The following is a 24,611-nucleotide window of genomic DNA, read 5'->3' on the forward strand; positions in this document are numbered from 1 at the left end:
ACGAGCGACCACTACGCGTTCGGGACCCGCCCCCCCCCCCCCCCCCACCCCCTCCGCCCCGGACGCGGTGCCCCCGGAGCCGTACCACGGCATCTACGGCAGGCCCGCGTTCGTCACGTCCCCTGCACGTCGGCTCATCTGCCCCGCTGGGCGTTCCAGGACGCCCCCATCCGCCCGACGGGCCCCGGGACACGCCCTGGAACACCCGCGACGTACAGCGGCACGGGCGCCCCCGGCGACGAGGGCGACCATGGGGACCAGCCGCGGACGTCCTCGACGCCCTGCGCCCCCAGCACACCCAGGTCGCCGAGCGGGTCGACCGACTCCAGGAGCTGCCCCGGCTCATTCCATCGGCGGCGCCCCGCTCGTGTCCCGTACGACCAGCTTCGGTTCGATCACGGCCTCCCTCGGGTCGAGCGACTGGTCCTCAAGGCGCTCCACCGCGAAGCGGACCGCCTGCCCGGCCACGAGCCCGGCGTCCTGGCGGACCGTCGTGAGGGCGACCGGCATCAGGTGCGAGAGATGGCTGTCGTCGTACCCGACCACCGAGACCTCGCGCGGCACGTCCACCCCGCCGCGCGCGAACGCCATCAACAGGCCCATCGCGCACCGGTCGTTGGAGGCGAACACGGCGGTCGGCAGCGGTGTGCCCCGCTCGCGCTCGGCGATGAGCAGGCGGCCCGCCCGGACACCGGCCGCTTCGCTGTGCTGGCCGGGCACCACCCGGGACTCCTCCTGCAGACCCAGGCGGCGCATCGAGGCGCGGTACGCGCGGCGGCGCTCGGCGGAACCCGGTTCGCGGCCGCCGTCGATGTGCACGATCCGGCGGTGCCCGAGCTCGGCCAGGTGGTCCATGAGCTACGAGCGTGAGGGCATCGCCCTCAACCTGGAGGCGCACCCGGACGACTTCTGCGAGGAGAACAACCCGGCCGTCGACCCGAGGCGTACCTGGAGCCCTTCGCGGCGGCCGGCGTCGAGCTGACCGGGCTCAACGTCAACGGCAACCCGCTTGACCCGCACCCCGAGGCCGGGCCACGGCACGCGGCGGATCTGCGGCGCGCGATCGAGGTGGCGGGTCTGCTCGGCGTACGGCGCGTGGTCACGATGTCCGGACTGCCCGCCGCGGAACCCGGGGGACGGGTGCCGGCCTGGAACGTCAACCCGTGGCACAGCGCGTACCTGGACTCCCTGGAGTACCAGTGGGACCGGGTGGCGGTGCCGTTCTGGCGGGACGTCGAGCAGCTGGCGGCCCGGCACGGAGTCGGGGTGTGCATCGAGATGCACCCGCACAACCTGGTCTTCAACCCGGCCACGCTCAGGCGCCTGGTCGAGCGCACCGAGGCCCGCCACATCGGCGCGGAACTCGACCCGAGCCACCTGTTCTGGCAGGGCATCGACCCGGTGGCGGCCGTCGAGGACCTGGGCCCGCTGGTGTTCCACGCGGCGGCCAAGGACACCCGGCTCAACCCGCGCTGCCGCGTCGACGGCGTGCTCGACGACCGCTTCACCCGGGTCACGCGGAGCCCCCTCTCCCTGGGCGGCCCCTGGACCCTCAACGACTGGCCCACGGAGTCGAGTTGGGACTTCGTGGCGGTCGGCCGCGGCCACGACACGTCGTACTGGCGCGACTTCCTGGCCGCGCTCGCGAGGGTCGACCCGGACATGGCCGTGAACATCGAGCACGAGGACGCGGAGCTGGGCCGCCTTGAGGGTCTGGAGGTGGCGGCCGGGACACTCCGGGCTGCGGCTGCGGCTGCGGCGGCTCCGGCAGCAGGGGGGTGAGGCACCGGGCCGGGCGGCTGCCGACGTCCGGCCGGTGACCCACCACGACACCGGCGGGGTGACGTACGCCGAGTGCTATCTGCGGTGGCTGCGGCACGCGGGGGGGGGCAGGGCACGGCGCTCCGGTCAGCCGGACGGTTCCTGAGGTTCCGGCTGGGTCGAGGGGCGGTTCTGCTGTTCGCCTCTGCGGCCGGTGCCCGCCTCGTCGGTCTCCGGCACATCGCCTTGCGCCGTCTCGGAACCGCCCTCGTCCGGTCCGGTGCCCGGTGTCGGGACGTCCCAGTGGTCCTCGCTCCCGGTGTCGTCGGGGCTCGCCTGCTGGTCCTGCGGGTCGTGGGGTACGGCGTCGGGCTTGCGGGTCGAGGTCTGCGCGGGCTCCCGGTCGTCGGGCATGGTGCGCTCCCTTCACGTTCCGGCGGTCGGCCGCCTGCGGTCGGGGTCGGGTCAGTGGCGCCTGGCCTCCCGGCGGGCGGCCTTCGCGGCCTTCGCCGCCTCCTCGGCCCGGCGCGCGGCCTCCGACTCCCGGCGCCCCTCCTCCTTGAGCTCCTCCCGGTGGAGGGCGACGCCGTCGGTCTGCTTCTTCGCCGCCATGATCCGGGCGAGCTTCGCCCGGACGACGTCCATCTGGTTTCCCATCGTGCTTCCGGCTCCCTTGCCTTGCTCGCGGCTGCCTTGCTCGCGGCCGTCTTGCTCGCGGCCGCCTCGCTCGCGGCCGCGCCGCGCGTATCGCGGGGGTCAGCGCCCCAGCGCGCGGCGGAGTTCCTGCTTGTTCATGGTGGAGCGGCCCTCGATGTTCTTCTTCTGGGCCTCCGCGTACAGCTGGTCCTTGGTGGGTCCCTGCGCTCCGGAGTGCGAGCGCTGCCCGCCGCGCTCCGGGGCGGACTTGGGGTCCTTCGTCGAGGTCCGGCTCGCGGTACGGGACTCGCCCGCGCGGGCACGTTCCTTGTTCACCGTCCGGGCGGCGATCTCCTCGGCCCGCTGCTTTGAGACTCCGCGCTCCTTGGCGCCTTCCTTGACGTGCTCGTACTGTCGCTCGCGTTTCGCGCTCGATCCGGCAGGCATCTCGGCCCTCCTGGTCGTACGTGGTCACGGGGGCCGGTGACGGAAGGTGTCCGCTGCGCCGAGTACCCCTCGGGCGCCGGCCGAACCGGCACGGACCGTGCGCGTACGGCCCGACGGCTCCCACTGTGCGCTTCGATGTCCACGGCGGCAAACGCGCAGCTGAACGGCGCCTCAGTGCGGGGGCGCGGCGCCCGTCATGTGCGGGCAGCGGCTGCCGCGTTCGACGAACTCGATGCCCGTTTCCTCGGCCAGCGCGGCGAAGAAGCCACGGCCCTCGGCGGACTGCCGTGACGTGGACCAGCGGTAGCCGGGCGCCCGGTCGGCGACCAAGGTGAGCGCCTCGCGGCCGACGCCGCGGCCCTGCCAGTGCGTGGCGACGGCGATGTTGGCGACGAACACGGCGGCACAGGCCGCGCACGTCTGGTGGTCGAGCTGCCCCACGGTCCGTTCGTCCGCGTCGAGGAACGTGAGCACGCGCGGCCCGGCCGGGGCGCCGTCGGTCAGGGCGAGCCGGAAGTGCACCGTCCCGCAGGCGGGGGCGTGCGCGGGCCAGAAGCGCCGGTGCAGCCGCTCACGCAGCCCGCTCATCTCGCACGCCCAGCACGCCCAGCACGCCCAGCACGCCCAGTACGCGCCGTGCGCCCTGCACGCCCTGCATACCCCGTACGCCCCGCACGCTGCGTACGAAGCCTCGTCAACCTCGTACCCACGGGGCCTCCAGTGCGAAGCGGTGTCATCCGGCACCCTACGCGCGTGGAGGCCCCGCCGGGCAAGGCTTGCGGAAGTGCTGTTCGACACGCTTGTAGAAATCGCTGGAGCGCCCTCCCGCTCGGGGAGACGCCTCCTAGTCGTCCTCCGCCGCCGAGAACGCCCGCGCCATCCGCAGCCACGGCGCCGCCTCCTCCTTCCGGCTCTGCCGCTCCAGGGTGCGGCCGAGCAGCAGATGGGCGTACGCGTCCACCGGGTCCCGCTCGACCAGCTCACGCAACTCGGCCTCCGCGCGGCCGAGTTGGGCCGAGTGGTAGTACGCGCGGGCCAGCAGCATCCGGGCGGCGGTGTGCTCCGGGAACTCCTCGACGACCTCGGCGAGCAGCCGCGCGGCGGCCCCGTACCGCTTCTCGCCGAACAGCAGCCCGGCGCGCTCCCAGCGCTCGACCGGGGACTCCTCGCGGGCGACGGCGCCCTCGGGCCCGTCGTCGAAGAGGTGCAGCGCGCCGGCCCAGCGGTCCTCGGTCGCCCGGCCGTCGGGGCGCACGCTGTCGAACCTGTCGGTCATGGCACATCCCTTCCTGTGCGTTGTGACTGTCCGCTACTCCGCCTGAAGCGCGGCGAGTTGCTCCTCGAACGGCACGACGGTGAAGTCGTCGCCCGGTGTGCCGCCCGCGCGCGGCGCGTGGTGCAGGGCGGCGCCCGTCATCAGGCCGGCCAGCTCGCCCGCCGCCCGCTCGATCCGGCCGTCGAGACCGGCCGCGCCCCAGTCCTCGGAGGCGGCGTACACCGCGGTCGGCACGGTCAGGGCCCGCAGATACGCGAAGAGCGGGCGCAGCGCGTGCTCCAGGACGAGCGAGTGCCGGGCACTGCCCCCGGTCGCGGCGAGCAGCACCGGCTTGCCGCCGAGCGCGTCCTTGTCGAGCAGGTCGAAGAACGACTTGAACAGTCCGCTGTACGAGGCGGAGAACACCGGCGTGACCACGATCAGGCCGTCAGCCGACGCCACCGCGTCCAGGGCCTCGGACAGGGCGCGGCCCGGGAAGCCGCTGGTGAAGTTCTGCGCGATCTCCACAGCGAGCTCCCGCACCTCGACGACGCGCACGTCCACGGGACCCTGCGCCTGTGCCTGCACGGCAGCCGTCAGCCGGTCCGCGAGCAGCCGGGTCGACGACGGGACGCTCAGCCCGGCCGATACGACGGTCAGCTTCATGCGACGGTCACTCCTTCTTCTGTGACGTCCTTTGCGACGTCCTTTGCGACTTCCTTGGCGGCGAGCAGCGAGGCGTGCGTCGGCGCGTCCGGCACCCCCGCCGGCCGCAGCTTGGCGAACTCCTCGCGCAGCACCGGCACGACCTCCTCGCCGAGCAGGTCGAGCTGCTCCAGGACGGTCTTCAGCGGCAGGCCCGCGTGGTCCATCAGGAACAGCTGGCGCTGGTAGTCGCCCGCGTACTCCCGGAAGGACAGGGTCCGTTCGATCACCTGCTGCGGGGAGCCCACGGTCAGCGGCGTCTGCCGGGTGAAGTCCTCCAGGCTCGGCCCGTGCCCGTACACCGGCGCGTTGTCGAAGTACGGGCGGAACTCCCGTACCGCGTCCTGGGAGTTGTGCCGCATGAACACCTGGCCGCCGAGGCCGACGATCGCCTGCTCGGGGGTGCCGTGGCCGTGGTGCGCGTACCGCGTGCGGTAGAGCTCGATCATCTTCTTGGTGTGGTCGGCCGGCCAGAAGATGTTGTTGTGGAAGAACCCGTCCCCGTAGTACGCGGCCTGCTCCGCGATCTCCGGCGAGCGGATGGAGCCGTGCCAGACGAACGGCGGTACGTCGTCGAGGGGGCGCGGCGTGGACGTGAAGCCCTGCAGCGGCGTGCGGAACTTGCCCTCCCAGTTCACCGTCTCCTCGCGCCACAGACGGCGCAGGAGTGCGTAGTTCTCGATGGCGAGCGGGATGCCCTGCCGGATGTCCTTGCCGAACCAGGGGTAGACGGGGCCGGTGTTGCCGCGTCCCGTCATCACGTCCACGCGTCCGTCGGCGAGGTGCTGGAGCATCGCGAAGTCCTCCGCGATCTTCACCGGGTCGTTGGTGGTGATGAGGGTGGTGGAGGTGGAGAGGATCAGCTTCTCGGTCTGCGCCGCGACGTACCCCAGCATCGTGGTCGGGGACGACGGCACGAACGGCGGGTTGTGGTGCTCGCCGGTCGCGAAGACGTCGAGGCCGACCTCCTCGGCCTTCCGCGCGATGGCGACCATGGCCTTGATCCGCTCGCGCTCGGTCGGCGTGCGGCCCGTGGTCGGGTCCTGCGTGACGTCGCCGACAGTGAAGATCCCGAACTGCATGGGAGCCACCTCCGTATTAGTTTACGATTCAACTAACACCTTGAGCGTAGCAGGTGGCGGGGATATTCCCGGGCCGGGGGCGGGCGGGGAAGCGCAGGTGAGAGGCCGCGTCAGGGCCGACAAGTGAACCATCCGCCCGCGGCGCGGCCCCCGCGCCGGTGTCCGCGGCGCTCTGGCCGACGGACACCGGCCGCCCGTAGCAGCGGAGCTCAGGCCGCCCGTAGCAGGGGAGCTCAGACCGCCGCCACCGCCTGCGGCGCCCGCTCCGCGAGCCGTCCCGAGCGGTGCAGGCCGTACACCGCGGCCGCACAGCCCAGGCCGACGGCGAGCAGCGCGCACCACGGCAGCGCCGCAAGGCCCGCGGCCCGCGCCGCGTCGAGGGCGGCGCCGGTGAGCAGGTTGCCGAGGGTGATGCCGATGCCGCAGACGGTGTTGTAGAGGCCGTAGTGCGTGGCGACGAGCCGGTCGCCGGAGAGCCGCACGAGGGTGTCCATCTCGAAGGGGTACGCGATCATCGTGCCGAGCGCGAGCAGCAGCGCGGCGAGCGCGGGCGGCCCGGCCGCGAGCAGCCACAGCCCCGCCCCCCGGTCCGGCACGGGAAGCGCCGACGCGGCGAGCAGCGGCAGGAACGCGCACCCCAGCACCGCGAGCCCGCACGTGAGCGCCCGCCCCGGCGCCATGCGGGCCTTGCACCAGGCGGTCACCCGGGTCTGCCCGAGGACCGTGCTCAGACCGGACACCGCGAACAGCAGCGCCACCGCGGCCGTCCCGGCACCCCCGTCCCCGCCGAGCCGTCGCACCTCCAGCGGCAGCGCCAGATACACCTGGAACGACAGCACGTACGAGCCGGTCATCGCCGCCGAGAACAGCAGGAACGGCCGGTTGGCCAGGATCGAGCGCCACTGCGCGAGCACGCCCTCCGTGCTCCCGTCGCCCGTTTTCGTGGCCCCGCGGCGGGCCGGCAGCGCGCGGATCTGCACCACGCTGAGCACCGCGAAGATCCCCGCCGACACCAGGCACGTCACCCGGAAGTCCACCCCCGTGAGCACCATGCCGACCAGCGGGCCGAGCAGGATGCCCGCCTGGTAGAAGACGTTGAACAGCGCGAACGCCTCCACCCTGCGCTCCCCGGCGCCCGCCGCCAGATACGCCCGCACAGCCGGGTTGAACAGCGCCCCGGCCAGCCCGGTCGCCGCCGACGCGGCGAGCAGCGCGGGCAGCGAGTCGACCAGGGCGAGCGTCGCGAAGCCGAGGGTGCGCAGGGCGCAGCCCGCGACGATCAGCGGCTTGTAGCCGATCCGGTCCGCGAGCGTCCCGCCGACCAGGAACATGCCCTGCTGGCTGAAGTTCCGCACGCCGAGCACGAGCCCGACGACCCACCCGGCGAGGCCGAGCGTGCCGGAGAGATGCGCGGCGAGGTACGGCATCAGCATGTAGAAGCCGAGGTTGATGGTGAACTGATTGACCATCAGGAGTTGTACGGCGCGGTCGTGCGAGCGCACCTGCGCGAGCGTCCCCTTCACCGCACGCCCCCTGCGAAGCCGTTCGTGCCAGCCGTGCCACCCGTGCCGTCGGTGCCGCCTGTGCCGCCTGTGCCGCCCGTAGTGTCGGTGCGGGGGTCGACGACGGTCGTGCACCGCGTCCACCGGGTGACCTCCTTCTCGTCGGGCCGGCCGAGCACATCCGGCTCGGCGCCCGGCGGAGCGTCGAGGAGGCCGTTCCTGGCGCAGTACGCGTCGTCGTACACCGTGCCGAGGTAGCGCTGCGGGCCGTCCGGGAAGACCGCGGCGATCCGCGTGTCCGGGGGCCGGTGGGCGGCGAGCCAGCCCGCGACGAGCGCGACGGCGCCGACGCTCCAGCCGCCCGTCGCACAGTGCGACGCGGCGAGCCGCCGACAGGTCCACACGGCCTCGGCGGGCGCCACCCAATGCACCTCGGTGAACTGCCCGTACGCCACATTCCGCGGGTGGATGCTCGACCCCAGGCCGCGCATCAGGCGGGGCCTGGCCGGTTGCCCGAAGATCGTCGAGCCGACCGTGTCCACGCCGACCACCTCGATCCCGGGGTGCAGCGCGCGCAGCACCCGGGCGATCCCCGCCGAGTGCCCGCCGGTGCCGACGCTGCACACCAGCACGTCCACCTGCCCGAGCTGCGCGGCGAGTTCGAGCGCCAGCGGGGTGTACGCGGCGGTGTTGTCGGGGTTGTTGTACTGGTCGGGGCACCACGCGCCGGGCTCCTCGCGCAGCAGCCGGGCCACCCGGTCGCGCCGCGCCTGCTGCCAGCCGCCGACGGGGTCCGGCTCGGGCACGACGTCGATCCGGGCGCCGTACGCGCCGAGCAGCCGGGTCATGGACGGTTCGAGGCCCGGGTCGGTGACGAGGGTCAGCGGATGCCCGTACGCCCGCGCCGCGAGCGCGAGGCCCAGGCCGAGGGTGCCGCTGGTGGACTCGACGATCCGGGCGCCGGGCGCCAACTCGCCGCGGGCGCGGGCCCGTTCGACCATGTGCAGGGCGGGCCGGTCCTTCATGCCGCCCGGGTTGAACCCCTCCAGCTTCGCCCAGAAACCGCGCCCCGGCGGGGCCAGCGGTTCGGCGATCCGCAGGACGGGAGTGTGGCCGACGAGCGCGGCGAGTCCCTGGCCGGTGCGGCCGAGGGGAGGGTGCGTGGTTGTGAGTGGAATGTTCAAGGCTGCTCTTTCACTGAGCCGGTCGGCATTCCGCGAGGGATTTACGTACGGGATTTGCGTGCGGGATCTCCGTGCGGATCTCTGTGCGGGATCGCTTACGGGATCTCCGTACGGGTTCTCCGTGAATGCCGACGAACGAGATGAACGAGATGAACGAGATGAACGAGATGAACGAGATGAACGAGATGAACGAGTCGAACGAGAAGAGAGACGCGCGTGGAATCGGCGCAGGGCGGTGCGGCGAAAAGGCGCGCGGAAACTCGGCCGGATGGCGCGAGTACGGAATGCGGCGCGATCCGTACGGACCACGTGCACGTTCGAAAAGGTTCGGCCTTCGGCCTACATGCGCAGCGCGGCCGGATCTCGTCCGGCGGTCGGCGGATCGGCGTGCGCGGAAAGGGAGTTCACGGCGGCGTGCAGCGGGCCCAGGTGGTGGGGCGTGCGGTCCAGCGGCGACAGGGCGGGCGGGGCCGGCGCGGCCGCCTCCTGCGGCTGGCCCGAGGCGCAGTCCTGGGCGGCGTGCTCCGCCGAGCCCCCGCCGTGGTGGCCCGGCGGCTTCACCCGCTCGACTGCCTGCGCGGCCGGGACGCCGTCGAGGGGCGGCGCGGAGGCAACGGCTCCGGTGGTCAGGGGAGAGACGTGCTCGGCGACGATCTCGCCGCTCGCGCCGTGCGTGTAGAGCACTCCGAGCAGCACGGCGGCCAGCCAGAGAACCCGCCACAGGCCCGCCCTTTGCGGGCGGGCCTGTGGCGGCGCGGAACTCCGGGAGGCGGTGGGCATGCGGTGATCGTAACGGCAGGCCGCAGGAATTCCGCGATCAAATGGGATGCGTGTGGCGGGAATTGGCCGTACCCGCACCGAACGGGACGCGGACGCGTGGCTCATTCCGTACGACACCATGCCCCTGATTACGTGCCTCTCTGTCAGCGCACAGGCACAGTCCCGCACCCCTCGCATCCACCGATCGGACGACCCGCCCGTCCCCCGTTGTGCCCGCTTCCCTCAGCCGGTACGGCGACGGCTCCGCGGCCCGCGCGCCCGCAGGATGGGAGGGCAGACAGGACCGAGGAGCGTGGACGACAGTGACCAGAACGACCGAGCAGGACGGCGCCCTGCTGCGCGCCGCCACCCAGGGCGACCCCGAAGGCGTACGGGCCGCCCTCGCCGCCGGCGCCCACGTGGAGGCCCGCGACGCCCAGGGCCGCACCGCCCTGCTGCTCGCCGCGAGCGCCGACCACGTCGAGGCGGCCCGCGCGCTGCTCGCCGCCGGTGCCGACCCGAACGCGCAGGACGCCCGCGACGACAGCCCGTGGCTGGTCACCGGAGTCACCGGCAGTGTCGCCATGATGCGGTTGCTGCTCCCGGCCGGTGCCGACCTGACCCTGCGCAACCGCTTCGGCGGCATCGCGCTGATCCCCGCCGCCGAACGCGGCCACGTCGAGTACGTACGGGCCCTCCTCCGCGAGACCGACATCGACGTCGACCACGTCAACCACCTCGGCTGGACCGCCCTGTTGGAGGCCGTGATCCTCGGCGACGGGGGCCGGGACCACGAGGAGATCGTGGAGCTGCTGATCACGGCGGGCGCCACGCCCGGGCTCCCGGACGGCGACGGCGTCACCGCCCTGGAACACGCCGAGCGACGCGGCTTCGACCGGATCGCGGGTCTGCTGAGGGCCGTCCCGATGAGCCGTCCGACGAGCCGTCCCACGAGCGGTCCGACGAGCGGTCCGACGAGCGGTCCGACGAGCGGTCCGACGAGCCGTACGCGTACCAGCCGTACCAGCCGTACCAGCCGTACCAGCCGTACCAGCCGAACCAGCCCCACGGCCCCCGCCCGCCGCGTCCGCCGTACCGGCCTCGTCGTAGCGGCCGCGGCCGTCGCGCTGCTCGCCGGGTGCAGCACCCCGCAGGCCGCGGGGCCGGGCGAGGGCGACGAGCCCGCGAAGGCCGCCCCCGGCGCCGAGCCCGCGGGCCGCACCCCCGAAGGCACCCTCCTCGTCGCCGACTTCGGCTCCGACACCGTGACGTTCGTGGACCCGAAGAAGGGCCCGGTCGACTCGGTCGAGGTGGGCACCGCGCCGTACGGGCTTGTCGTCGGCGAGGACGGCCGGGCGTGGGTGGCGACCGCCGAGGGTGTCGCCGTCGTCGACACCCGCACCCGCGAGCGGCAGGCAGTCGTCCCGTACGAGACGGAGTCCGGGCCTCCGGCGACGGGGGAGTACCGCGGCGGCGGCATGGGTATCGCGCTCGCGCCGGACGGGGAGCACGTGTACGTGGGTGTCAACGTCCCCGGTGGCAACGGGGTGTTGGAGACGATCGACACCCGCAGCCGCAAGGTGACCGACACCGCTCCGGTGGGCCGCCGCCCCTTCGACGTGGACGTCTCCCGGGACGGCCGCGAGGTGTACGCCACGAACCACGACTCCTTCGACGTGACCGTGGTGCCCGCCGACGGCGAAGGCGAGCCGCGCCGCATCGAGGTCGCCCCGTACGGCACCGAGGGCGGCCTCGGCTCCTGGCTGAAGCCGCACTACGCGGTCGTACGGCCCGCCGACGGGAAGCTCCTTTTCCCGTTCGAGGGGGAGCGGCTCGTCGTGGTCGACCCGCGCACCGGCGCGTCCCGCGTCGAGCGGATGACCGCGAACACGCATCAGCACGGCGCCACGATCACCGAGGACGGCACCCTGTTCGTCGTCGGCACCGGCCCCATCGGCTCGTCCGACGAGGACCCGTCCCTCACGATCCGCACGAAGGACGGCAAGGAGCGGGTGATCCCGCTGGCCGGGCCGCACGAGGACGTCGCCGTCTCCCCGGACGGCCGCACGGCCTACGTCAGCGGCGGCTTCACGCGCGCCGGGTACTGGCACGGCCTCACGATCGTCGACGTGGAGAGCGGCAGGACGTCCCGGCTGACGGCGGGGGAGCGGCCGTTGGGCATCGCCGTGCTGTGATGCGTACGGGGTGCCCGTGGGGCCGGCCGGGCTTGATAGGCAAGTCGTCACTTGCCTATGGTGGGGGCATGGCCGAAGAACTCTTCAAAGCCTTGGCCGACCCCACCCGCCGCACGATCCTCGACGAGCTCGCGGACCGCTCAGGGCAGACACTGTTCGAGATCTGCGGGCGCCTGAGCATGAAGCACCGGCTCGGCCTCTCGCGCCAGGCGGTCTCCCAGCACCTCGCCGTGCTTGAGTCCGCGGGGCTCGTCGAGACCAGGCGGGAGGGCCGCTACAAGTACCACGATCTGAACACGGCCCCGCTGCGGCAGATCACCGACCGCTGGCCCGTGCCCGACCCTTCCCGACCGGAGGAGAGCACCCCATGAAGATCCACCTGACCAGCGTCTTCGTCGACGACCAGGCGAAGGCCGAGCGCTTCTACACCGAGACCCTGGGCTTCGTGAAGAAGCACGATGTCCCGGTCGGCGCGCAGGACCGCTGGCTGACCGTCGTCTCGCCCGAGGAGCCGGGCGGTACGGAACTCCTCCTGGAGCCGGCGGGCCACCCGGCCGTGAAGCCCTACCGCGACGCGCTGGTCGCGGACGGCATCCCGATCGCCCAGTTCGCCGTCGCCGACGTACGGGCGGAGTACGACCGCCTGACGGCCCTCGGCGTCCACTTCACCCAGGAGCCGGTGGAGATGGGCCCGGTCACGACGGCCGTCTTCGACGACACGTGCGGGAACTTGATCCAGATCGCCACGCAGCCGGAGTGACTGAGCCCGGAGGGCGATCGGGCGCTGCCCGGGTCTCAGGCGCTGCCCGGGTCTCAGGCGCTGCCCGGGGCGACGGTGCGGAACCCGGCCCGTAAGAACCGCCCTCCTCGGGGAGGCGCACCCTGGGCCTGTTCCGCGAAGATCCGCCGGGCAGGCCCTAATACTGCAACCGCATCACTAACCCCGCTCCCCGCCCCGCAGCCCCTCCACCGCGTCCGCGACCCGGCGCAGCAGTTCCAGGAACGTCGCCTGCTCCCCGGCGTCCAGCGGGCCCAGGAAGATCTGGTTCATGCGGGCCGTGCGGGGTGCGAGGCGGCGGTGGACCCGGCGGCCCTCGTCCGTGGTGTGCAGGACCGACCGGCGGCCGTCCTTCGGGTCGCGGACCTTGTCGAGCAGGCCCCGGTCGGCCAGGCGGCGGATCACCTCGGCGACCGTGGAGCGGTCGAGCCCCACCCGCTCGCCCACCGAGCGCTGGTCCATGCCGCCCTCGCCGACCAGCGCGTTGAGCACCGCGAACTGCGGCGAGGTGACGTCCTCCGAGACGACCGTGTGCCACAGCAGCGTGTGCGCCTGCTGCAGTCGGCGGGCCAGATGCCCGGGGTGGGTGCTGAGGTCGAGCGCGGGCACGTGCGTCCTTCCGTCGGGACTCCTCGTAACTTCTCGTAACTCCTCGTACCGGAAATGCTCCTTGTACTGAGGGTCTTGACTGCGGTCACACATGATGCCACGCTTCCGACTCATACGGAGATAGTCAGTGCACTGATTAAATGATGAGGCGGAGCCGGCCCCCGGGCGCGCGCCGGGGCCTCGCCCTCGTACGCGAACGCTAGGAGTTGAGGTCCATGCCCGAGGTCACACCCGAGACCCCACCCGAGACCACCCGGAGCCCCGCCGCTCCGCTGCCCGAACAGGCTCCCGTACAACGGGAGTTGACGCAGGCCGACATCGACCGGCAGATCGCGCGCGAGCGCCAGGCGTACGAGAAGGACCTCGCCGGGGGCGCCGAGCCCCGCCACCACCCGCCGCGCGACTACGCCCCCTACCGCTCCAGCATCCTGCGCCACCCCACGCAGCCGCCCGTCGCCATCGACACCCGGCTCGACCCGGAGGCCGTGGAACTCTCCTCGCCCGCCTTCGGCCGGACCGACGTCACCGAACTCGACAGCGACCTCACCCGCCAACACCAGGGCGAGCCGCTCGGCGAGCGCATCACCGTCAGCGGCCGGCTCCTCGACCGGGACGGGCGGCCCGTGCGCGGCCAGCTGATCGAGCTCTGGCAGGCCAACGCCTCCGGCCGCTACGCCCACCAGCGCGACCAGCACCCCGCACCCCTCGACCCCAACTTCACCGGCGTGGGGCGGGTGTTGACCGGCGACGACGGCTCGTACAGCTTCACCACCGTCAAGCCCGGCGCCTACCCGTGGCGCAACCACGCCAATGCCTGGCGGCCCGCGCACATCCACTTCTCGCTGTTCGGCACGGCCTTCACACAGCGCCTCGTCACCCAGATGTACTTCCCGGGCGACCCGCTCTTCGCGTACGACCCGATCCTGCAGTCCGTCACCGACGAGGCCGCCCGCGCCCGCCTCGTCGCCGCCTACGACCACGATCTGTCCAGGCCCGAGTGGTCCCTCGGCTACCGCTGGGACATCGTGCTCGACGGCCCCGCCGCCACCTGGATCGAGGAGGGACGCTGACATGAGCCCCCAGACCCCGCCCACCCCGCCCACCCCGTCGCACACCATCGGCCCGTTCTACGGCTACGCCCTGCCCTTCCCCGGCGGCCCCGACGCAGCCCCGCACGCCCACCCCGACACGATCACCGTGCACGGCCGGGTCCTGGACGGCGCGGGCGCCCCTGTGCCGGACGCGCTCCTGGAGTTCTGGGGCCCGGACGCGGAGGGTCAACTCCCGCAACAGGGCGGATCGTTGCGGCGTGACCCGGTCACCGGCGGCTTCCTCGGCCGTAACGGCGTGGACTTCACCGGCTTCGTGCGCGTCGCCACCGACGCCGACGGCCACTGGGCGATCCGCACCCTGCGCCCCGGCGCCCGCGGCGGCCACGCCCCGCACCTGAGCGTCTGCGTCTTCGCCCGCGGCCTCACTCACCACCTGTTCACGCGCGTGTACGTGCCGAACGGGGACCCGGCGTCCGCCGCGGCCGACCCGCTGCTCGCCGCCCTGCCGCCGGAGCGCCGCACCACCCTCATCGCCACCCCCGGACCCCACGCCACGCACCGCTTCGACCTGCGCCTCCAGGGGCCGGACGAGACGGTGTTCCTGGAGTTCTCGTGACGTACGAGAACACCTGGGCCGCCGCGTACGACGTCGGGTTGCTCGCACCCGGGCGGGTCGCCGCGCCCGCCGAACTCGCCACCGGGGACCGGGAGTTCCTGCAGGCCATGCTGGACGCGGAGGCGGCCCTCACGCGCGCGCAGGCCGAGCTCGGCCTGGCCCCGCAGCGGGCGGCGGACGCCGTCGCCGATGCCGCGCGGGCCGAGCGGTTCGACGTCCGCGACCTCGCGGTGCGGGCCCGAGCGGGCGGCAACCCGGTGATCCCGCTGGTCGCGGACCTGACGGCCGCCGTGCCGGAGGATGCGAAGGAGTACGTGCACCGGGGGGCGACCAGCCAGGACATCCTGGACTCGGCGGCGATGCTGGTCGCGTCCCGCGTCCTTGACCTGCTCGTGCCCGAACTCGACAGCACAGCACAGGGGTTGGGCCGTCTAGCCGCCACCCACCGCGCCACCCCGATGCCGGGCCGCACGCTCACCCAGCACGCCGTGCCCACGACCTTCGGTCTGAAGGCGGCGGGCTGGCGTGCCCTGATCCTCGACGCCCGGGACCGCCTCGCCGCCGTGCGCGCGAGCCTGCCCGCCCAACTCGGCGGTGCGGCGGGAACGTTGGCCGCGTTCGGGGCCTTCGCCGGGCCGGGGGAGGAGCCCGACCTGCGGCTCCCCTCCGCGTACGCACGTCAACTCGGCCTGGCCGACCCGCAGTTGCCCTGGCATACCCTGCGCACCCCGGTCGCCGACCTGGCCGGTGCGCTCGCGTTCGCGGCGGGTGCGCTCGGCAAGGTGGCCGCCGATGTGCTCGTCCTCTCCCGTACCGAGATCGGCGAGCTCGCCGAGGGTGGCGGGGGAGGCTCGTCGGCCATGCCGCACAAGGCCAACCCGGTCCGGTCCACGCTGATCGCCGCCGCGGCCCGCCGCGCCCCGGCCCTCGCGGCCACGTTGTACGGCAGCGTGGCGGCGGAGGACGAGCGGCCCGCCGGGGCCTGGCACGCCGAGTGGGAGACGCTGCGGGAGCTGCTGCGTACGGTGGGCGGAGCCGCGCGTGACGCCGCGGAACTCGCCGCCGGGCTTCGGGTGTTCCCCGGCCGGATGCGGGCCCACCTGGACCTCACGGGCGGCAGAATCGTGACCGAACGCCTGGCCGCAGCCCTCTCCGGGCCGCTGGGCCGGACCCGGGCCAAGCGGCTCCTGACCAAGGCGTCGGCCAACGGCCTTGCAGCGCAGTTCAGTTGGGCCGATCTGCTGTACGCCGAAGGGCTCGACGAGGAGGCTGTGGCCGCCCTCGACCTGGCCGACCTGACCGACCCCACCCACTACACCGGCGCCGCGGCGGCGCTCACCGACCGCGCCCTCACCCGGCGCTGAGCCTCCGCGTCAGCAACGAGCGAGCCTGCAACAAATGAGCCCGCACCGAATGACCCTGCCCCGAATGAGCCACCACTGAATGAGCCCGCACCGAATGACCCTGCCCCGAATGAGCCACCACTGAATGAGCCCGCACCGAATGACCCTGCCCCGAATGAGCCACCACCGAATGAGCCCGCACCGAATGACCCTGCACCGAATGAGCCAGCCATGAACGACACGCTGCACCACCACTCCGCCGGCCCCCCGACCGCCCCCGCGCTCCTCCTCGGCCCCTCCCTCGGCACGTCCACGGCCCTGTGGGACGCCGTCGCGCCCGAGCTGAGCTCGGCGTTCCGTACCGTCCGGTGGGACCTGCCGGGGCACGGCCAGTCGCCCGTCGACCTCATCGGTCCCGGTGCCACCGTCGCCGGACTCGGGGCCCTCGTCCTCGACCTGGCCGACCGCCTCGGCCTCGACCGCTTCCACTACGCGGGCGTCTCACTCGGCGGAGCCGTCGGCCTCTGGCTGGCCGCGCACCACCCCGAGCGGGTCGACCGGCTCGCCGTCGTCTGCTCCTCCGCGCACTTCGGGCGGCCCGAGCCGTGGCGTGAACGGGCCTCCCGGGTAAGGGAGTCGGGGATGAGCGCCGTCGTCGAAGGGGCGCCGGGGCGGTGGTTCACGCCCGGGTTCCTGGACGGGGAGGACGGGCGGCTCGGGCACACGCTCGTCGACGATCTGCGGCACACCGACCCGCAGGCGTACGCCGCCTGCTGCGACGCGCTCGCCGCCTGCGACCTGCGCCCCGACCTGCCCTCCGTCACCGCGCCCACGCTGGTCGTCGCCGGGCGCGAGGACCCCGCCACGCCCCCCGCGCACGCGCGCGAGATCGCCGACGCCGTGCCCGGCGCCCGGCTCACCGAGCTCGCGCACACCTCACACCTCGCCCCCGCCGAACAACCCGACGCCGTCCTCGCCGCCCTGCGTGACCACCTCGGGGCCCCCGGACCCGGCCGGGGCATGACCGTGCGCCGCGCAGTGCTCGGCGACGCGCACGTCGACCGCGCCCAGGAACGCACCACCCGGCTCACCGCGGGCTTCCAGGACTTCATCGCCCGCTACGCCTGGGGCGAGATCTGGACCGACCCCACCCTCAGCCGCCGCGACCGCAGCCTCGTCACGCTCACCGCCCTCGTCGCCCACAACCACCTCGACGAGCTGGCCCTGCACGTACGCGCCGCCGTACGCAACGGGCTCAGCCCCGAGGAGATCGGCGCCGTACTGCTGCAGAGCGGCGTGTACGTGGGTGTGCCCGCCGCCAACGCCGCGCTCGCCGTCGCCCAGCGCGTCCTCGCGGAGGACGGCCCGGAGACCCGCTGAGCCGAGCCCGGTCCTCCGGTGCGGACGGATTCCCGGGGAGCCTCCACGGAGTCTCCCCGGACCCCTTGACACCAACCGGAGGTCCGGGCAGCATCACAGCCAAGTTAATTAACTATCTAGTGCGTTAACTGCAGGTGTTCACGGTGTCGTCGCACACTTCAGACAGCACCCGCCTTCCCGCAGACTCCCCGGGCGCCGCGACTTTGCGAGCCGCCGCCCCCGTTCCCTGCCTCTCCCCCCGAGGAGCCCCCGTGTCCCACCCGGAAGCCGCCCAGGTGCCGCCCGCCCCGCCCACGGGCAAACCCCGCAAGGCCGCCTTCGCCGCCTGGATCGGCAGCGCCCTTGAGTACTACGACTTTTTTATCTACGGCAGCGCCGCCGCCCTGGTCTTCCCGAAGGTCTTCTTCAACCCGGACGACCCGGCCACCGCCACCCTGATCTCGCTCGCGACCTTCGGCGTCGCCTACGCCGCCCGCCCCGTCGGCGCCCTCGTCCTCGGCCACATCGGCGACCGTGTCGGCCGCCGTACGATCATGGTCTGGACGCTCGTCCTGATGGGCCTGTCCACGTTCCTGATCGGCTGCCTGCCCACGTACGCCCAGGCCGGGACGGTCGCCCCCGTGCTGCTCGTCCTGATGCGCGTCCTGCAGGGCCTCTCCGCGGCCGGCGAGCAGGCCAGCGCCAACGCCATGACCCTGGAACACGCCCCGGAACACCGCCGCGGCTACTACACCAGCTTCACGCTCAACGGCACCCAGGCCGGCCAGATCCTCGCCACCCTCGCCTTCATCCCGGTCGCCGCGCTGCCCGACGAGCAGCTGTACACCTGGGGCTGGCGCATCCCGTTCCTGCTGAGCGCGGTCGTCGCCGTCATCGGGTACGTCATCCGCCGCACCCTGGACGAGACGCCGGTGTTCCAGGAGGCCAGCGCCCACGCGGCCGTCGCGAAGATGCCGCTCGCCGAGCTGCTCGTGAACCACTGGGCGAGCGTCCTGCGCGTGATCTGCGCGGCCCTGATCGCCACGGTCAGCACGATCTTCTCCGTCTGGGCCCTCGCGTACGCCACCAGCGACGCCGTCGGACTCGACAAGACCGGCATGCTCTGGGTCAACGGCTGCGCCAACGCCGTCGCGCTGCTCGCCATCCCGCTCTGGGCCAAGCTCTCCGACCGGATCGGCCGCAAGCCGGTCTTCCTCTTCGGCGCGCTCGGCTGCGCCGTGCTGATCTTCGTCTACCTGTGGGCGATCTCCCTCGGCAGCTACCCGCTGGTCTTCGCCGTCGGCGTGCTCTTCTTCGGTGTCGTCTACAGCGCGGCCAACGGCATCTGGCCCTCCTTCTACGGCGAGATGTTCCCGGCGAGCGTCCGGCTCTCGGGCATGGCCGTCGGCACGCAGATCGGCTTTGCCGTCGCCGGGTTCGCGGTGACCATCGCGGAGCGGATCGCCGGGGGCGACGGGGCCAACTGGATGGGGGTTGCGGTGTTCTCCGCGGTCGTGTGCGTGATCTGTGCCGTCGCGGTGGCCACCGGCCGGGAGACGCACAAGGTGCCGACGGCTGAACTCGGGCTGCGGCCGGAGGAGGCGGCGGGGCGGCCGGGGGCCGCGAAGCAGTCGGCTGCGGTCTGAGCGCGGCTCCTTCGTCCCCTCCGCCGGAAGTCACCCGCCGGAAGTCACCCCCGGAAGTCACCCCACCGGAAGTCACACCAGCAGAAAGGCACCCCGTGCCCTCCTCCTCGTACCTCACCGGCCTGATCGGCTCCGGTATCGGGCCCTCGCTCAGTCCCGCCCTGCACGAACGCGAGGCGGTCCGGCACGGCGTCCCGCTGCTGTACCGCACGCTCGACCTCGACGTGCTCGGCACCCCGCCCGAGGAGGTGGGCGAGCTGCTGCGGGCCGCCCGCCTCCTCGGCTTCGACGGGCTGAACATCACCCACCCCTGCAAGCAGCTCGTCATCGAGCACCTCGACGAACTCGCCCCGGAAGCAGCCGAGTTGGGCGCCGTCAACACCGTCGTCCTGCGCGACGGGCGCGCCGTCGGGCACAACACCGACGTCACCGGCTTCGCCAAGGCCTTCGCGCGCGGACTGCCCGACGTGCCCACCGGTCACGTCGTCCAGCTCGGCGCGGGCGGAGCCGGCGCCGCCGTCGCGCACGCCCTGCTCACCCTCGGCGTCGACCGGCTCACCGTCTGCGACACCGACCCCGCGCGCGCCGCCGCCCTGGCCGACGCGCTCACCGCCCGCTTCGGCGCGGGCCGCGCGGACACCGGCCGGCCCGCCGACGTCAGCACCGCCGACGGCCTCGTGCACGCCACCCCCACCGGCATGGCCGCCCACCCCGGACTCCCGCTCCCCGCCGGACTGCTCCACCCCCGACTCTGGGTCGCCGAGGTCGTCTACCGGCCACTGCGCACCCAACTCCTCGACACCGCAGCCGAGTTGGGCTGCCGTACCCTCGACGGCGGCGGCATGGCCGTCTTCCAGGCCGCCGACGCCTTCCGCCTGTTCACCGGCCTCGAACCGCACAGCGACGCGATGCTCGCGGACTTCGCGGAACTCGCCGCCCCGGCCTCCCTGGGCGGCCGCCATGGCTGACCCGCAGCCCTCCGCCGCGCGGCTCGGCGCCCGCAAGTCCATCGCCACCGTCTCCCTCAGCGGTCCGCTCTCCGAGAAGCTCACCGCCATCGCCGCGGCCGGTTTCGACGGCGTCGAGATCTTCGAGAACGACCTGCTGGGCACGGTCCTCAGTCCCGAGGAGATCCGCGCCCGCTGCGCCGACCTCGGCCTCGCCATCGACCTCTACCAGCCGATGCGCGACGTCGAGGCCGTGCCCGAGGACGTCTTCGTACGCAATCTGCGGCGCGCGGAGCGGAAGTTCGACGTGATGCGGCGGCTCGGCGCCGACCTGCTGCTCGTCTGCTCCAGCGTCGACCCGCGCGCCCTGGACGACGACGCCCTCGCCGCCGAACAGCTGCACCGCCTCGCCGGCCGCGCCCAGGAGCACGGCATCCGGATCGCGTACGAGGCCCTGGCCTGGGGGCGGCACGTCGACACGTACGACCACGCCTGGCGCATCGTCGAGCAGGCCGGCCACCCGGCGCTCGGCACCTGCCTGGACTCCTTCCACATCCTGTCGCGCGGCAGCGAGGTCTCCGGCATCGCCGCCATCCCCGGCGAGAAGATCTTCTTCCTGCAGCTCGCGGACGCCCCGAAGATGGCCATGGACGTCCTGCAGTGGAGCCGCCACCACCGCTGCTTCCCCGGCCAGGGCGGCCTCGACGTCGCCTCCGTCGTGCAGGCCGCGGCCCGGACGGGCTACGACGGGCCGCTCTCCCTCGAAGTGTTCAACGACGTGTTCCGGCAGGCCGACGCCGCCCGGACCGCCGTCGACGCGCTGCGCTCCCTGCTCGTCCTGGAGGAGTCCGCCGGGCTTTCCGAGCCGCCCGCCCCGTCCCTGCCCACCGGTTTCGCCTTCGCCGAACTGGCCACGCCCGACACCGAACCCGTACGCGCCGTCCTCGACGCGCTCGGCTTCGCCCGCACCGGCCGGCACACCTCCAAACCGGTCGAGCTGTGGGAGCAGGGGGCGGCGCGGATTCTGCTCAACTCCGGTGCCGGGTCCCGGCGTTACGGGCCCGCCCTGGCCGCCGTCGGCCTGGAGACCCCCGACCCGGCGCAGGCCGCACACCGCGCCGAGGCCCTGCTCGCGCCCGTCGTACCGCGCCGCCGCGCCCCCGTCGACGCGCCCCTCGACGCGGTCGCCGCACCCGACGGCACCGAGCTGTTCTTCTGCCGCACCGGCCGGCCCGACCACCCCAGCTGGACCGGCGACTTCGAGCCCGCCCCGGCCACCCGGCACCAGGCGGGGCACGTCGAGCGCATCGACCACGTCGCCCTCACCCAGCCCTGGCACCAGTTCGACGAGGCGGTGCTGTTCCACCGGGGCGTGCTCGGCCTCACCGTGCACGAGAGCCTCGACCTGGCCGACCCGTACGGCCTGTTCCGCAGCAGGGCCGTCGCAGCACCCGGCGGCGGGGTGCGGCTGGCCCTGAACGTGGCGCCGGGCCCGGGCGCCGACGGCCAGATGCTGCAGCACATCGCGCTCGCCACGGACGACGTGATCGCCGCCGCCCGCGAGGCCCGCGCCCGCGGCGCCGCCCTCCTGCCCATCCCCGCCAACTACTACGACGACCTGGCCGCCCGCCACGACCTCGACCCCCGCCTCCTGGACGCGCTGCGGGAGTCGGGCGTCCTGTACGACCGCGACGAGCACGGCGAGTTCCTGCACTGCTACACCGCGACCGTAGGCCGCGTCTTCTTCGAGCTGGTCCAGCGCACCGGCGGCCACCAGGGCTACGGCGCGCTGAACGCGGGCATCAGGCTCGCCGCCCAGTACGCCCATCAGCACCGCCCGTGAGACCGCGACGGGCGGTCCGGGCCCCGGAGATACACTGACCGGCCCGGACCGCCCGTAGCGAGGAGCCGCATGGCCGCCGTACCCCCGCCGACCGCACCGTCGCAGGACCCCGCGTCCGGCAACGGCAGGCGCACGCGCGACAAGGCGCGCACACAGGCGGAGATCCTCGACGTGGCCACGGAGGAGTTCGCGCGGCTCGGCTTCACCGGCGCCCGGGTCGACGAGATCGCCGCCCGCATCAAGACCACCAAGCGGATGATCTACTACTACTTCGGCAGCAAGGAGCAGCTGTTCACGGCCGTCCTGGAACGGGCGTACGCGGGCATCCGCAGGCAGGAGCAGCAGCTGGACGTCGAGGGCCTGGAGCCGGTCCCCGCGATCCGCAGGCTGGCCGAGCTGACCTTCGACCACCACGAGGCGCACCCCGACTTCATCCGCCTCGTCTCCATCGAGAACATCCACGAGGCTGAGCACATCGCCGCCGCCCCGAGCCTCGGCGCCCTCAACTCGCCCGCGATCGAGGTGATTTCGCGCATCCTCGACGAGGGCCGCGCGCAGGGCGCGTTCACGGCGGACGTGGACGCCGTCGACCTGCACGCGATGATCAGCTCGTTCTGCTTCTTCCGGGTCGCCAACCGGCACACGTTCCACGCCCTGTTCGGCCGCGACCTGACGGCGCCCGACAGCCGGGACCACTACCGCACGATGCTCTCCGACATGGTGATCGCGTACCTGACGGCGACCGACCGCTGACTGCGACCGACCGCTGAGGGCGACCGACCGCTGAGGGGGCCGGGGCGCGCCCGCGGCCGCCCGCCTCACGGCAGCAGATGGGCCTTCCGCCACAGCCGCATCCCCGGGCCGCCGACCAGGCCCGCGTCCGCAAGGAACGGCATGATGCGCTCGCCGCCGTACCGCAGCGTCCGGCGGTAGTGCGGGTTGGCGTGCGCGGTGCGCCAGGCCGTCCTGGGGTCGAGGCCGACCGCCGCGTACGCCTTGGGGTGGATCAGGCTGCGGGAGATGAAGAACGACACCAGGGCGATCATGAACTGCTGGTAGCGCAGCTCGGCCCGGCCCAACTCCGGTACGCCGCGCAGGACTTCCTCACGCGCGAACGTGACGTGCCGGGCCTCCTCCATGACGTGGATGCGGTTGACCATCCGCATCAGCGGCTGTACGGAGTCGTCGCCCGCCATCTCCCGCTGCAACTTGTCCAGGACCTCCTCGGCGACCAGGATCGAGCCGTACATCGCCGGGCCGTACGCGATCGTCGGCAGGACCTTGGCGAGCCGGCGCAGATACTCCGGCGGGCCGTACGCCGGGCAGTCGATGCGCTCCACGAGCCGCGCGAACATCGTGACGTGCCGGCACTCCTCGGCGACCTCGGTCAGCGCGTACTGCGTGTGCCGCCGCGTCGGGTCGCCGTCGTACGCCACCTTCAGCAGCATCTGCATCAGCAGGATCTCAAACCACAGGCCGACACTGGCGATCGTGGCCATCTCGTGCCTGCCGAGCTCGCGCCGCTGCTCCTCGCTCATCCGCTGCCACAGCGGGGTGCCGTAGAGGGAGACGCGGTGCGGCAGCAGGTACTGCTTGTCGTCCGAGAGCGGTGCGTCCCAGTCGATGTCGACCGAGGGGTCGTAGAACTTCTTCGCCGACGAGGCGAGCAGCCGTGCGGCGGTCTTCTCCCGGTCCGGAACGGCCGGGCGCTGCTTGGCGGTTGACGTGTTACGGGGCAGTGCACGGGCCATGTGCGGCTCACTCCTCGCAGTGCCGAGAAACTGTTACTTAGAGGTAACGGTTACCCCGGGTAGCATGTAGCGTGTGCCGGGTGGCAGTCAAGGGTGGGGAACCAGGACGGTCGGCCGACGGACGCAGCGAACGGTGGCGGTCCCACCGGGCCGCGCGCCGCGAGGAGTTCGTCGACGCCGCCCTGCGCGCCCTCGACCGGCACGGCCCCCGGCTGCGGGTCGACCAGGTCGCGGCCGAGGCCGGCGTCAGCAAACCCGTCCTGTACCGGCAGTTCAGCGGCAAGACCGACCTGCTCGAAGCCCTGCACGCACGCGCCACCACGCTGTTCGTCGAGCGCCTGATGCCCGCCCTCGACGTCTCGCTCGCCCCGGTCGCCCAAGTGCGCGCCGCGCTCGACGCGTTCTTCTCCGTACTCGGCCAACACCCCAACCTCTACCGCCTGGTGAACCGCACCATCCCCGAGGGCCCGCTTGCGGAGGGCTCCGCCGTGCGCGCCGGGAAGGAGCTCGCCGCCGCCGCGCTCGGCCGGATCCTCGACGAGCGGCTGCCCGCCCTCGGCCTGGACGCCCGCGACTCCGCACCGCTCGCCCACGCCGTCGTCGGCCTGGTCCACCACACCGCCGAGTGGTGGCTGCGGACCCCGTCCCTGACCCGCGCCGAGATCGTCGACTTCCTCACCCCCGTCGCCTGGGCGGCCATCGACGGCCACCTCGCCCGGCACGGCGTACACATCGACCCGCACAGCGCAGGAGGAGCACCGACATGGCACAGCCCACCGACGACGGTTACGCCGGAGCCGCCACTCTCGTCCTCGACGGCGAGGAGCACCCCGTAGAGGTCACCCTGCGCGGACATTTCCAGCCCATCGACGGCCGGTACCACTGGTACGGGCGGATCGCCGCCGACGTGGAGCTGGTCGCGCGGCTCGGCGGGAAGCGGGCGGAGGCCGTCCTCCGCACCCCGCAGGGCGAGGCGCGGGGCGAACTCACGGATCCCGACCCGTGGGACCGGTACCGGATCGCGGGCACGAGCACGCCGCCGTTCGCGGTGGACCGGACCCTGCCCCGGGAGTGACCCCCGGCCCCAGGGTGACCCGCACGGGCCACCAGGACGCGCCCCGCCCCCACGCTGCAGTGGACA

The 24,611-nt window shown here is 73.1% G+C and carries 27 protein-coding genes and 2 pseudogenes; 16 read left to right on the forward strand and 13 right to left on the reverse strand.

Annotated features, from left to right (window positions below; all coding sequences use genetic code 11):
- Positions 1-342 precede the first annotated feature (342 nt).
- Positions 343-855 (reverse strand): annotated as a pseudogene (locus tag QIS99_RS16750) (LacI family DNA-binding transcriptional regulator); the annotation flags it as partial.
- Between QIS99_RS16750 and QIS99_RS16755 the strand changes: the two are divergent.
- A complete protein-coding gene (locus QIS99_RS16755; protein WP_282514404.1) occupies positions 854-982 on the forward strand; it encodes a hypothetical protein in 129 nt (42 codons plus the stop codon). The pseudogene QIS99_RS16750 and the gene QIS99_RS16755 overlap by 2 nt on opposite strands.
- Complete coding sequence (locus QIS99_RS16760) at positions 979-1,782, forward strand: sugar phosphate isomerase/epimerase family protein (protein ID WP_282514391.1); 804 nt, start codon at positions 979-981, stop codon at positions 1,780-1,782. The genes QIS99_RS16755 and QIS99_RS16760 overlap by 4 nt, the downstream gene beginning before the upstream one ends.
- 126 nt (positions 1,783-1,908) lie before the next feature.
- Here the strand turns inward: QIS99_RS16760 and QIS99_RS16765 are convergent, their stop codons facing one another.
- The 10 genes from QIS99_RS16765 to QIS99_RS16810 form a co-directional block, all read right to left on the reverse strand.
- Entirely contained in the window at positions 1,909-2,175 is a 267-nt protein-coding gene (locus tag QIS99_RS16765; RefSeq protein WP_282514197.1) for a hypothetical protein, read from the reverse strand.
- A 51-nt stretch (positions 2,176-2,226) separates the two neighbouring features.
- Positions 2,227-2,418 (reverse strand): hypothetical protein, encoded by a 192-nt coding sequence (locus QIS99_RS16770; RefSeq protein WP_282514198.1) that lies wholly within the window; start codon positions 2,416-2,418, stop codon positions 2,227-2,229.
- Positions 2,419-2,517: 99 nt separating this feature from the next.
- Positions 2,518-2,844, reverse strand: a complete 327-nt coding sequence (locus QIS99_RS16775) for a plasmid stabilization protein (RefSeq protein WP_282514199.1) — start codon at positions 2,842-2,844, stop codon at positions 2,518-2,520.
- 171 nt (positions 2,845-3,015) lie between these two features.
- Positions 3,016-3,432 carry an N-acetyltransferase gene (locus QIS99_RS16780; protein ID WP_282514200.1) on the reverse strand — a complete coding sequence of 139 codons (417 nt, stop codon included), beginning with the start codon at positions 3,430-3,432 and terminating at the stop codon, positions 3,016-3,018.
- A gap of 256 nt (positions 3,433-3,688) precedes the next feature.
- Positions 3,689-4,120 carry a tetratricopeptide repeat protein gene (locus tag QIS99_RS16785; protein WP_282514201.1) on the reverse strand — a complete coding sequence of 144 codons (432 nt, stop codon included), beginning with the start codon at positions 4,118-4,120 and terminating at the stop codon, positions 3,689-3,691.
- A 33-nt stretch (positions 4,121-4,153) separates the two neighbouring features.
- Positions 4,154-4,765: a CE1759 family FMN reductase gene (locus QIS99_RS16790; RefSeq protein ID WP_282514202.1), complete on the reverse strand. Its 612-nt coding sequence runs from the start codon at positions 4,763-4,765 to the stop codon at positions 4,154-4,156.
- Positions 4,762-5,886: an LLM class flavin-dependent oxidoreductase gene (locus QIS99_RS16795; protein ID WP_282514203.1), complete on the reverse strand. Its 1,125-nt coding sequence runs from the start codon at positions 5,884-5,886 to the stop codon at positions 4,762-4,764. Before QIS99_RS16795 ends, QIS99_RS16790 begins: the two co-directional genes overlap by 4 nt.
- 233 nt (positions 5,887-6,119) lie before the next feature.
- The gene (locus QIS99_RS16800) at positions 6,120-7,409 is read right to left on the reverse strand and encodes an MFS transporter (RefSeq protein ID WP_282514204.1); all 1,290 of its coding nucleotides are present in this window, start codon (positions 7,407-7,409) and stop codon (positions 6,120-6,122) included.
- Positions 7,406-8,572 (reverse strand): PLP-dependent cysteine synthase family protein, encoded by a 1,167-nt coding sequence (locus tag QIS99_RS16805; RefSeq protein WP_408909571.1) that lies wholly within the window; start codon positions 8,570-8,572, stop codon positions 7,406-7,408. Before QIS99_RS16805 ends, QIS99_RS16800 begins: the two co-directional genes overlap by 4 nt.
- A gap of 339 nt (positions 8,573-8,911) precedes the next feature.
- Positions 8,912-9,352, reverse strand: coding sequence for a hypothetical protein (locus QIS99_RS16810; protein WP_282514206.1), 441 nt, complete (start codon positions 9,350-9,352; stop codon positions 8,912-8,914).
- A 302-nt stretch (positions 9,353-9,654) separates the two neighbouring features.
- Between QIS99_RS16810 and QIS99_RS16815 the strand changes: the two are divergent.
- From QIS99_RS16815 to QIS99_RS16830, 4 genes and pseudogenes are all read left to right on the forward strand, one after another.
- A pseudogene (locus tag QIS99_RS16815) lies at positions 9,655-10,251 on the forward strand (ankyrin repeat domain-containing protein); the annotation flags it as partial.
- A 6-nt stretch (positions 10,252-10,257) separates the two neighbouring features.
- Positions 10,258-11,526 carry a YncE family protein gene (locus tag QIS99_RS16820; protein WP_408909574.1) on the forward strand — a complete coding sequence of 423 codons (1,269 nt, stop codon included), beginning with the start codon at positions 10,258-10,260 and terminating at the stop codon, positions 11,524-11,526.
- Between the two features lie 68 nt (positions 11,527-11,594).
- On the forward strand, positions 11,595-11,897 hold the full coding sequence (locus QIS99_RS16825; RefSeq protein ID WP_282514207.1) for an ArsR/SmtB family transcription factor: 303 nt from the start codon (positions 11,595-11,597) through the stop codon (positions 11,895-11,897).
- Complete coding sequence (locus QIS99_RS16830) at positions 11,894-12,286, forward strand: VOC family protein (protein WP_282514209.1); 393 nt, start codon at positions 11,894-11,896, stop codon at positions 12,284-12,286. The genes QIS99_RS16825 and QIS99_RS16830 overlap by 4 nt, the downstream gene beginning before the upstream one ends.
- Before the next feature lie 177 nt (positions 12,287-12,463).
- Here the strand turns inward: QIS99_RS16830 and QIS99_RS16835 are convergent, their stop codons facing one another.
- Positions 12,464-12,913, reverse strand: a complete 450-nt coding sequence (locus QIS99_RS16835; RefSeq protein WP_282514210.1) for a MarR family winged helix-turn-helix transcriptional regulator — start codon at positions 12,911-12,913, stop codon at positions 12,464-12,466.
- A 215-nt stretch (positions 12,914-13,128) separates the two neighbouring features.
- On the opposite strand from QIS99_RS16835, the gene pcaH reads away from it, so the two are divergent.
- From pcaH to QIS99_RS16875, 8 genes are all read left to right on the forward strand, one after another.
- Positions 13,129-13,983, forward strand: a complete 855-nt coding sequence (pcaH, locus tag QIS99_RS16840) for a protocatechuate 3,4-dioxygenase subunit beta (protein WP_282514211.1) — start codon at positions 13,129-13,131, stop codon at positions 13,981-13,983.
- Position 13,984: 1 nt separating this feature from the next.
- Positions 13,985-14,581: a protocatechuate 3,4-dioxygenase subunit alpha gene (gene pcaG / locus QIS99_RS16845; protein WP_282514212.1), complete on the forward strand. Its 597-nt coding sequence runs from the start codon at positions 13,985-13,987 to the stop codon at positions 14,579-14,581.
- Positions 14,578-15,945, forward strand: a complete 1,368-nt coding sequence (pcaB, locus tag QIS99_RS16850; protein ID WP_282514214.1) for a 3-carboxy-cis,cis-muconate cycloisomerase — start codon at positions 14,578-14,580, stop codon at positions 15,943-15,945. Before pcaG ends, pcaB begins: the two co-directional genes overlap by 4 nt.
- Positions 15,946-16,155: 210 nt before the next feature.
- Positions 16,156-17,304: a bifunctional 3-oxoadipate enol-lactonase/4-carboxymuconolactone decarboxylase PcaDC gene (pcaDC, locus tag QIS99_RS16855; RefSeq protein WP_282514215.1), complete on the forward strand. Its 1,149-nt coding sequence runs from the start codon at positions 16,156-16,158 to the stop codon at positions 17,302-17,304.
- Between the two features lie 251 nt (positions 17,305-17,555).
- A complete protein-coding gene (locus QIS99_RS16860; RefSeq protein WP_282514216.1) occupies positions 17,556-18,929 on the forward strand; it encodes an MFS transporter in 1,374 nt (457 codons plus the stop codon).
- Between the two features lie 95 nt (positions 18,930-19,024).
- Positions 19,025-19,897, forward strand: coding sequence for a shikimate dehydrogenase (locus tag QIS99_RS16865; protein WP_282514217.1), 873 nt, complete (start codon positions 19,025-19,027; stop codon positions 19,895-19,897).
- Positions 19,890-21,719 carry a bifunctional sugar phosphate isomerase/epimerase/4-hydroxyphenylpyruvate dioxygenase family protein gene (locus QIS99_RS16870; RefSeq protein ID WP_282514218.1) on the forward strand — a complete coding sequence of 610 codons (1,830 nt, stop codon included), beginning with the start codon at positions 19,890-19,892 and terminating at the stop codon, positions 21,717-21,719. The genes QIS99_RS16865 and QIS99_RS16870 overlap by 8 nt, the downstream gene beginning before the upstream one ends.
- A gap of 69 nt (positions 21,720-21,788) precedes the next feature.
- Positions 21,789-22,472: a TetR/AcrR family transcriptional regulator gene (locus tag QIS99_RS16875; protein WP_282514219.1), complete on the forward strand. Its 684-nt coding sequence runs from the start codon at positions 21,789-21,791 to the stop codon at positions 22,470-22,472.
- Between the two features lie 65 nt (positions 22,473-22,537).
- Here QIS99_RS16875 and QIS99_RS16880 read toward each other — a convergent pair whose 3' ends face one another.
- Complete coding sequence (locus QIS99_RS16880; RefSeq protein WP_282514220.1) at positions 22,538-23,470, reverse strand: AurF N-oxygenase family protein; 933 nt, start codon at positions 23,468-23,470, stop codon at positions 22,538-22,540.
- A gap of 80 nt (positions 23,471-23,550) precedes the next feature.
- Between QIS99_RS16880 and QIS99_RS16885 the strand changes: the two genes are divergently transcribed.
- Positions 23,551-24,306 (forward strand): TetR/AcrR family transcriptional regulator, encoded by a 756-nt coding sequence (locus tag QIS99_RS16885; protein WP_282514222.1) that lies wholly within the window; start codon positions 23,551-23,553, stop codon positions 24,304-24,306.
- A complete protein-coding gene (locus tag QIS99_RS16890) occupies positions 24,234-24,545 on the forward strand; it encodes a DUF4873 domain-containing protein (RefSeq protein WP_282514223.1) in 312 nt (103 codons plus the stop codon). Before QIS99_RS16885 ends, QIS99_RS16890 begins: the two co-directional genes overlap by 73 nt.
- The last annotated feature ends 66 nt before the right edge of the window (positions 24,546-24,611 follow it).

This window comes from Streptomyces solicavernae, assembly GCF_029968095.1.
Lineage (GTDB): Bacteria > Actinomycetota > Actinomycetes > Streptomycetales > Streptomycetaceae > Streptomyces > Streptomyces solicavernae.

What these genes read in the sequence shown, in the direction of transcription:
- QIS99_RS16775 (WP_282514199.1), bottom strand. Translation starts at nt 2,844, where the DNA reads ATGCCTGCCGGATCGAGCGCGAAACGCGAGCGACAGTACGAGCACGTC.
- QIS99_RS16785 (WP_282514201.1), bottom strand. Translation starts at nt 4,120, where the DNA reads ATGACCGACAGGTTCGACAGCGTGCGCCCCGACGGCCGGGCGACCGAG.
- QIS99_RS16890 (WP_282514223.1), top strand. Translation starts at nt 24,234, where the DNA reads ATGGCACAGCCCACCGACGACGGTTACGCCGGAGCCGCCACTCTCGTC.
- QIS99_RS16825 (WP_282514207.1), top strand. Translation starts at nt 11,595, where the DNA reads ATGGCCGAAGAACTCTTCAAAGCCTTGGCCGACCCCACCCGCCGCACG.
- pcaG (WP_282514212.1), top strand. Translation starts at nt 13,985, where the DNA reads ATGAGCCCCCAGACCCCGCCCACCCCGCCCACCCCGTCGCACACCATC.
- pcaDC (WP_282514215.1), top strand. Translation starts at nt 16,156, where the DNA reads ATGAACGACACGCTGCACCACCACTCCGCCGGCCCCCCGACCGCCCCC.
- QIS99_RS16755 (WP_282514404.1), top strand. Translation starts at nt 854, where the DNA reads ATGAGCTACGAGCGTGAGGGCATCGCCCTCAACCTGGAGGCGCACCCG.
- QIS99_RS16875 (WP_282514219.1), top strand. Translation starts at nt 21,789, where the DNA reads ATGGCCGCCGTACCCCCGCCGACCGCACCGTCGCAGGACCCCGCGTCC.
- QIS99_RS16870 (WP_282514218.1), top strand. Translation starts at nt 19,890, where the DNA reads ATGGCTGACCCGCAGCCCTCCGCCGCGCGGCTCGGCGCCCGCAAGTCC.
- QIS99_RS16820 (WP_408909574.1), top strand. Translation starts at nt 10,258, where the DNA reads ATGAGCCGTCCGACGAGCCGTCCCACGAGCGGTCCGACGAGCGGTCCG.
- pcaH (WP_282514211.1), top strand. Translation starts at nt 13,129, where the DNA reads ATGCCCGAGGTCACACCCGAGACCCCACCCGAGACCACCCGGAGCCCC.
- QIS99_RS16795 (WP_282514203.1), bottom strand. Translation starts at nt 5,886, where the DNA reads ATGCAGTTCGGGATCTTCACTGTCGGCGACGTCACGCAGGACCCGACC.
- QIS99_RS16880 (WP_282514220.1), bottom strand. Translation starts at nt 23,470, where the DNA reads ATGGCCCGTGCACTGCCCCGTAACACGTCAACCGCCAAGCAGCGCCCG.
- QIS99_RS16790 (WP_282514202.1), bottom strand. Translation starts at nt 4,765, where the DNA reads ATGAAGCTGACCGTCGTATCGGCCGGGCTGAGCGTCCCGTCGTCGACC.
- QIS99_RS16765 (WP_282514197.1), bottom strand. Translation starts at nt 2,175, where the DNA reads ATGCCCGACGACCGGGAGCCCGCGCAGACCTCGACCCGCAAGCCCGAC.
- QIS99_RS16830 (WP_282514209.1), top strand. Translation starts at nt 11,894, where the DNA reads ATGAAGATCCACCTGACCAGCGTCTTCGTCGACGACCAGGCGAAGGCC.
- QIS99_RS16770 (WP_282514198.1), bottom strand. Translation starts at nt 2,418, where the DNA reads ATGGGAAACCAGATGGACGTCGTCCGGGCGAAGCTCGCCCGGATCATG.
- QIS99_RS16810 (WP_282514206.1), bottom strand. Translation starts at nt 9,352, where the DNA reads ATGCCCACCGCCTCCCGGAGTTCCGCGCCGCCACAGGCCCGCCCGCAA.
- QIS99_RS16780 (WP_282514200.1), bottom strand. Translation starts at nt 3,432, where the DNA reads ATGAGCGGGCTGCGTGAGCGGCTGCACCGGCGCTTCTGGCCCGCGCAC.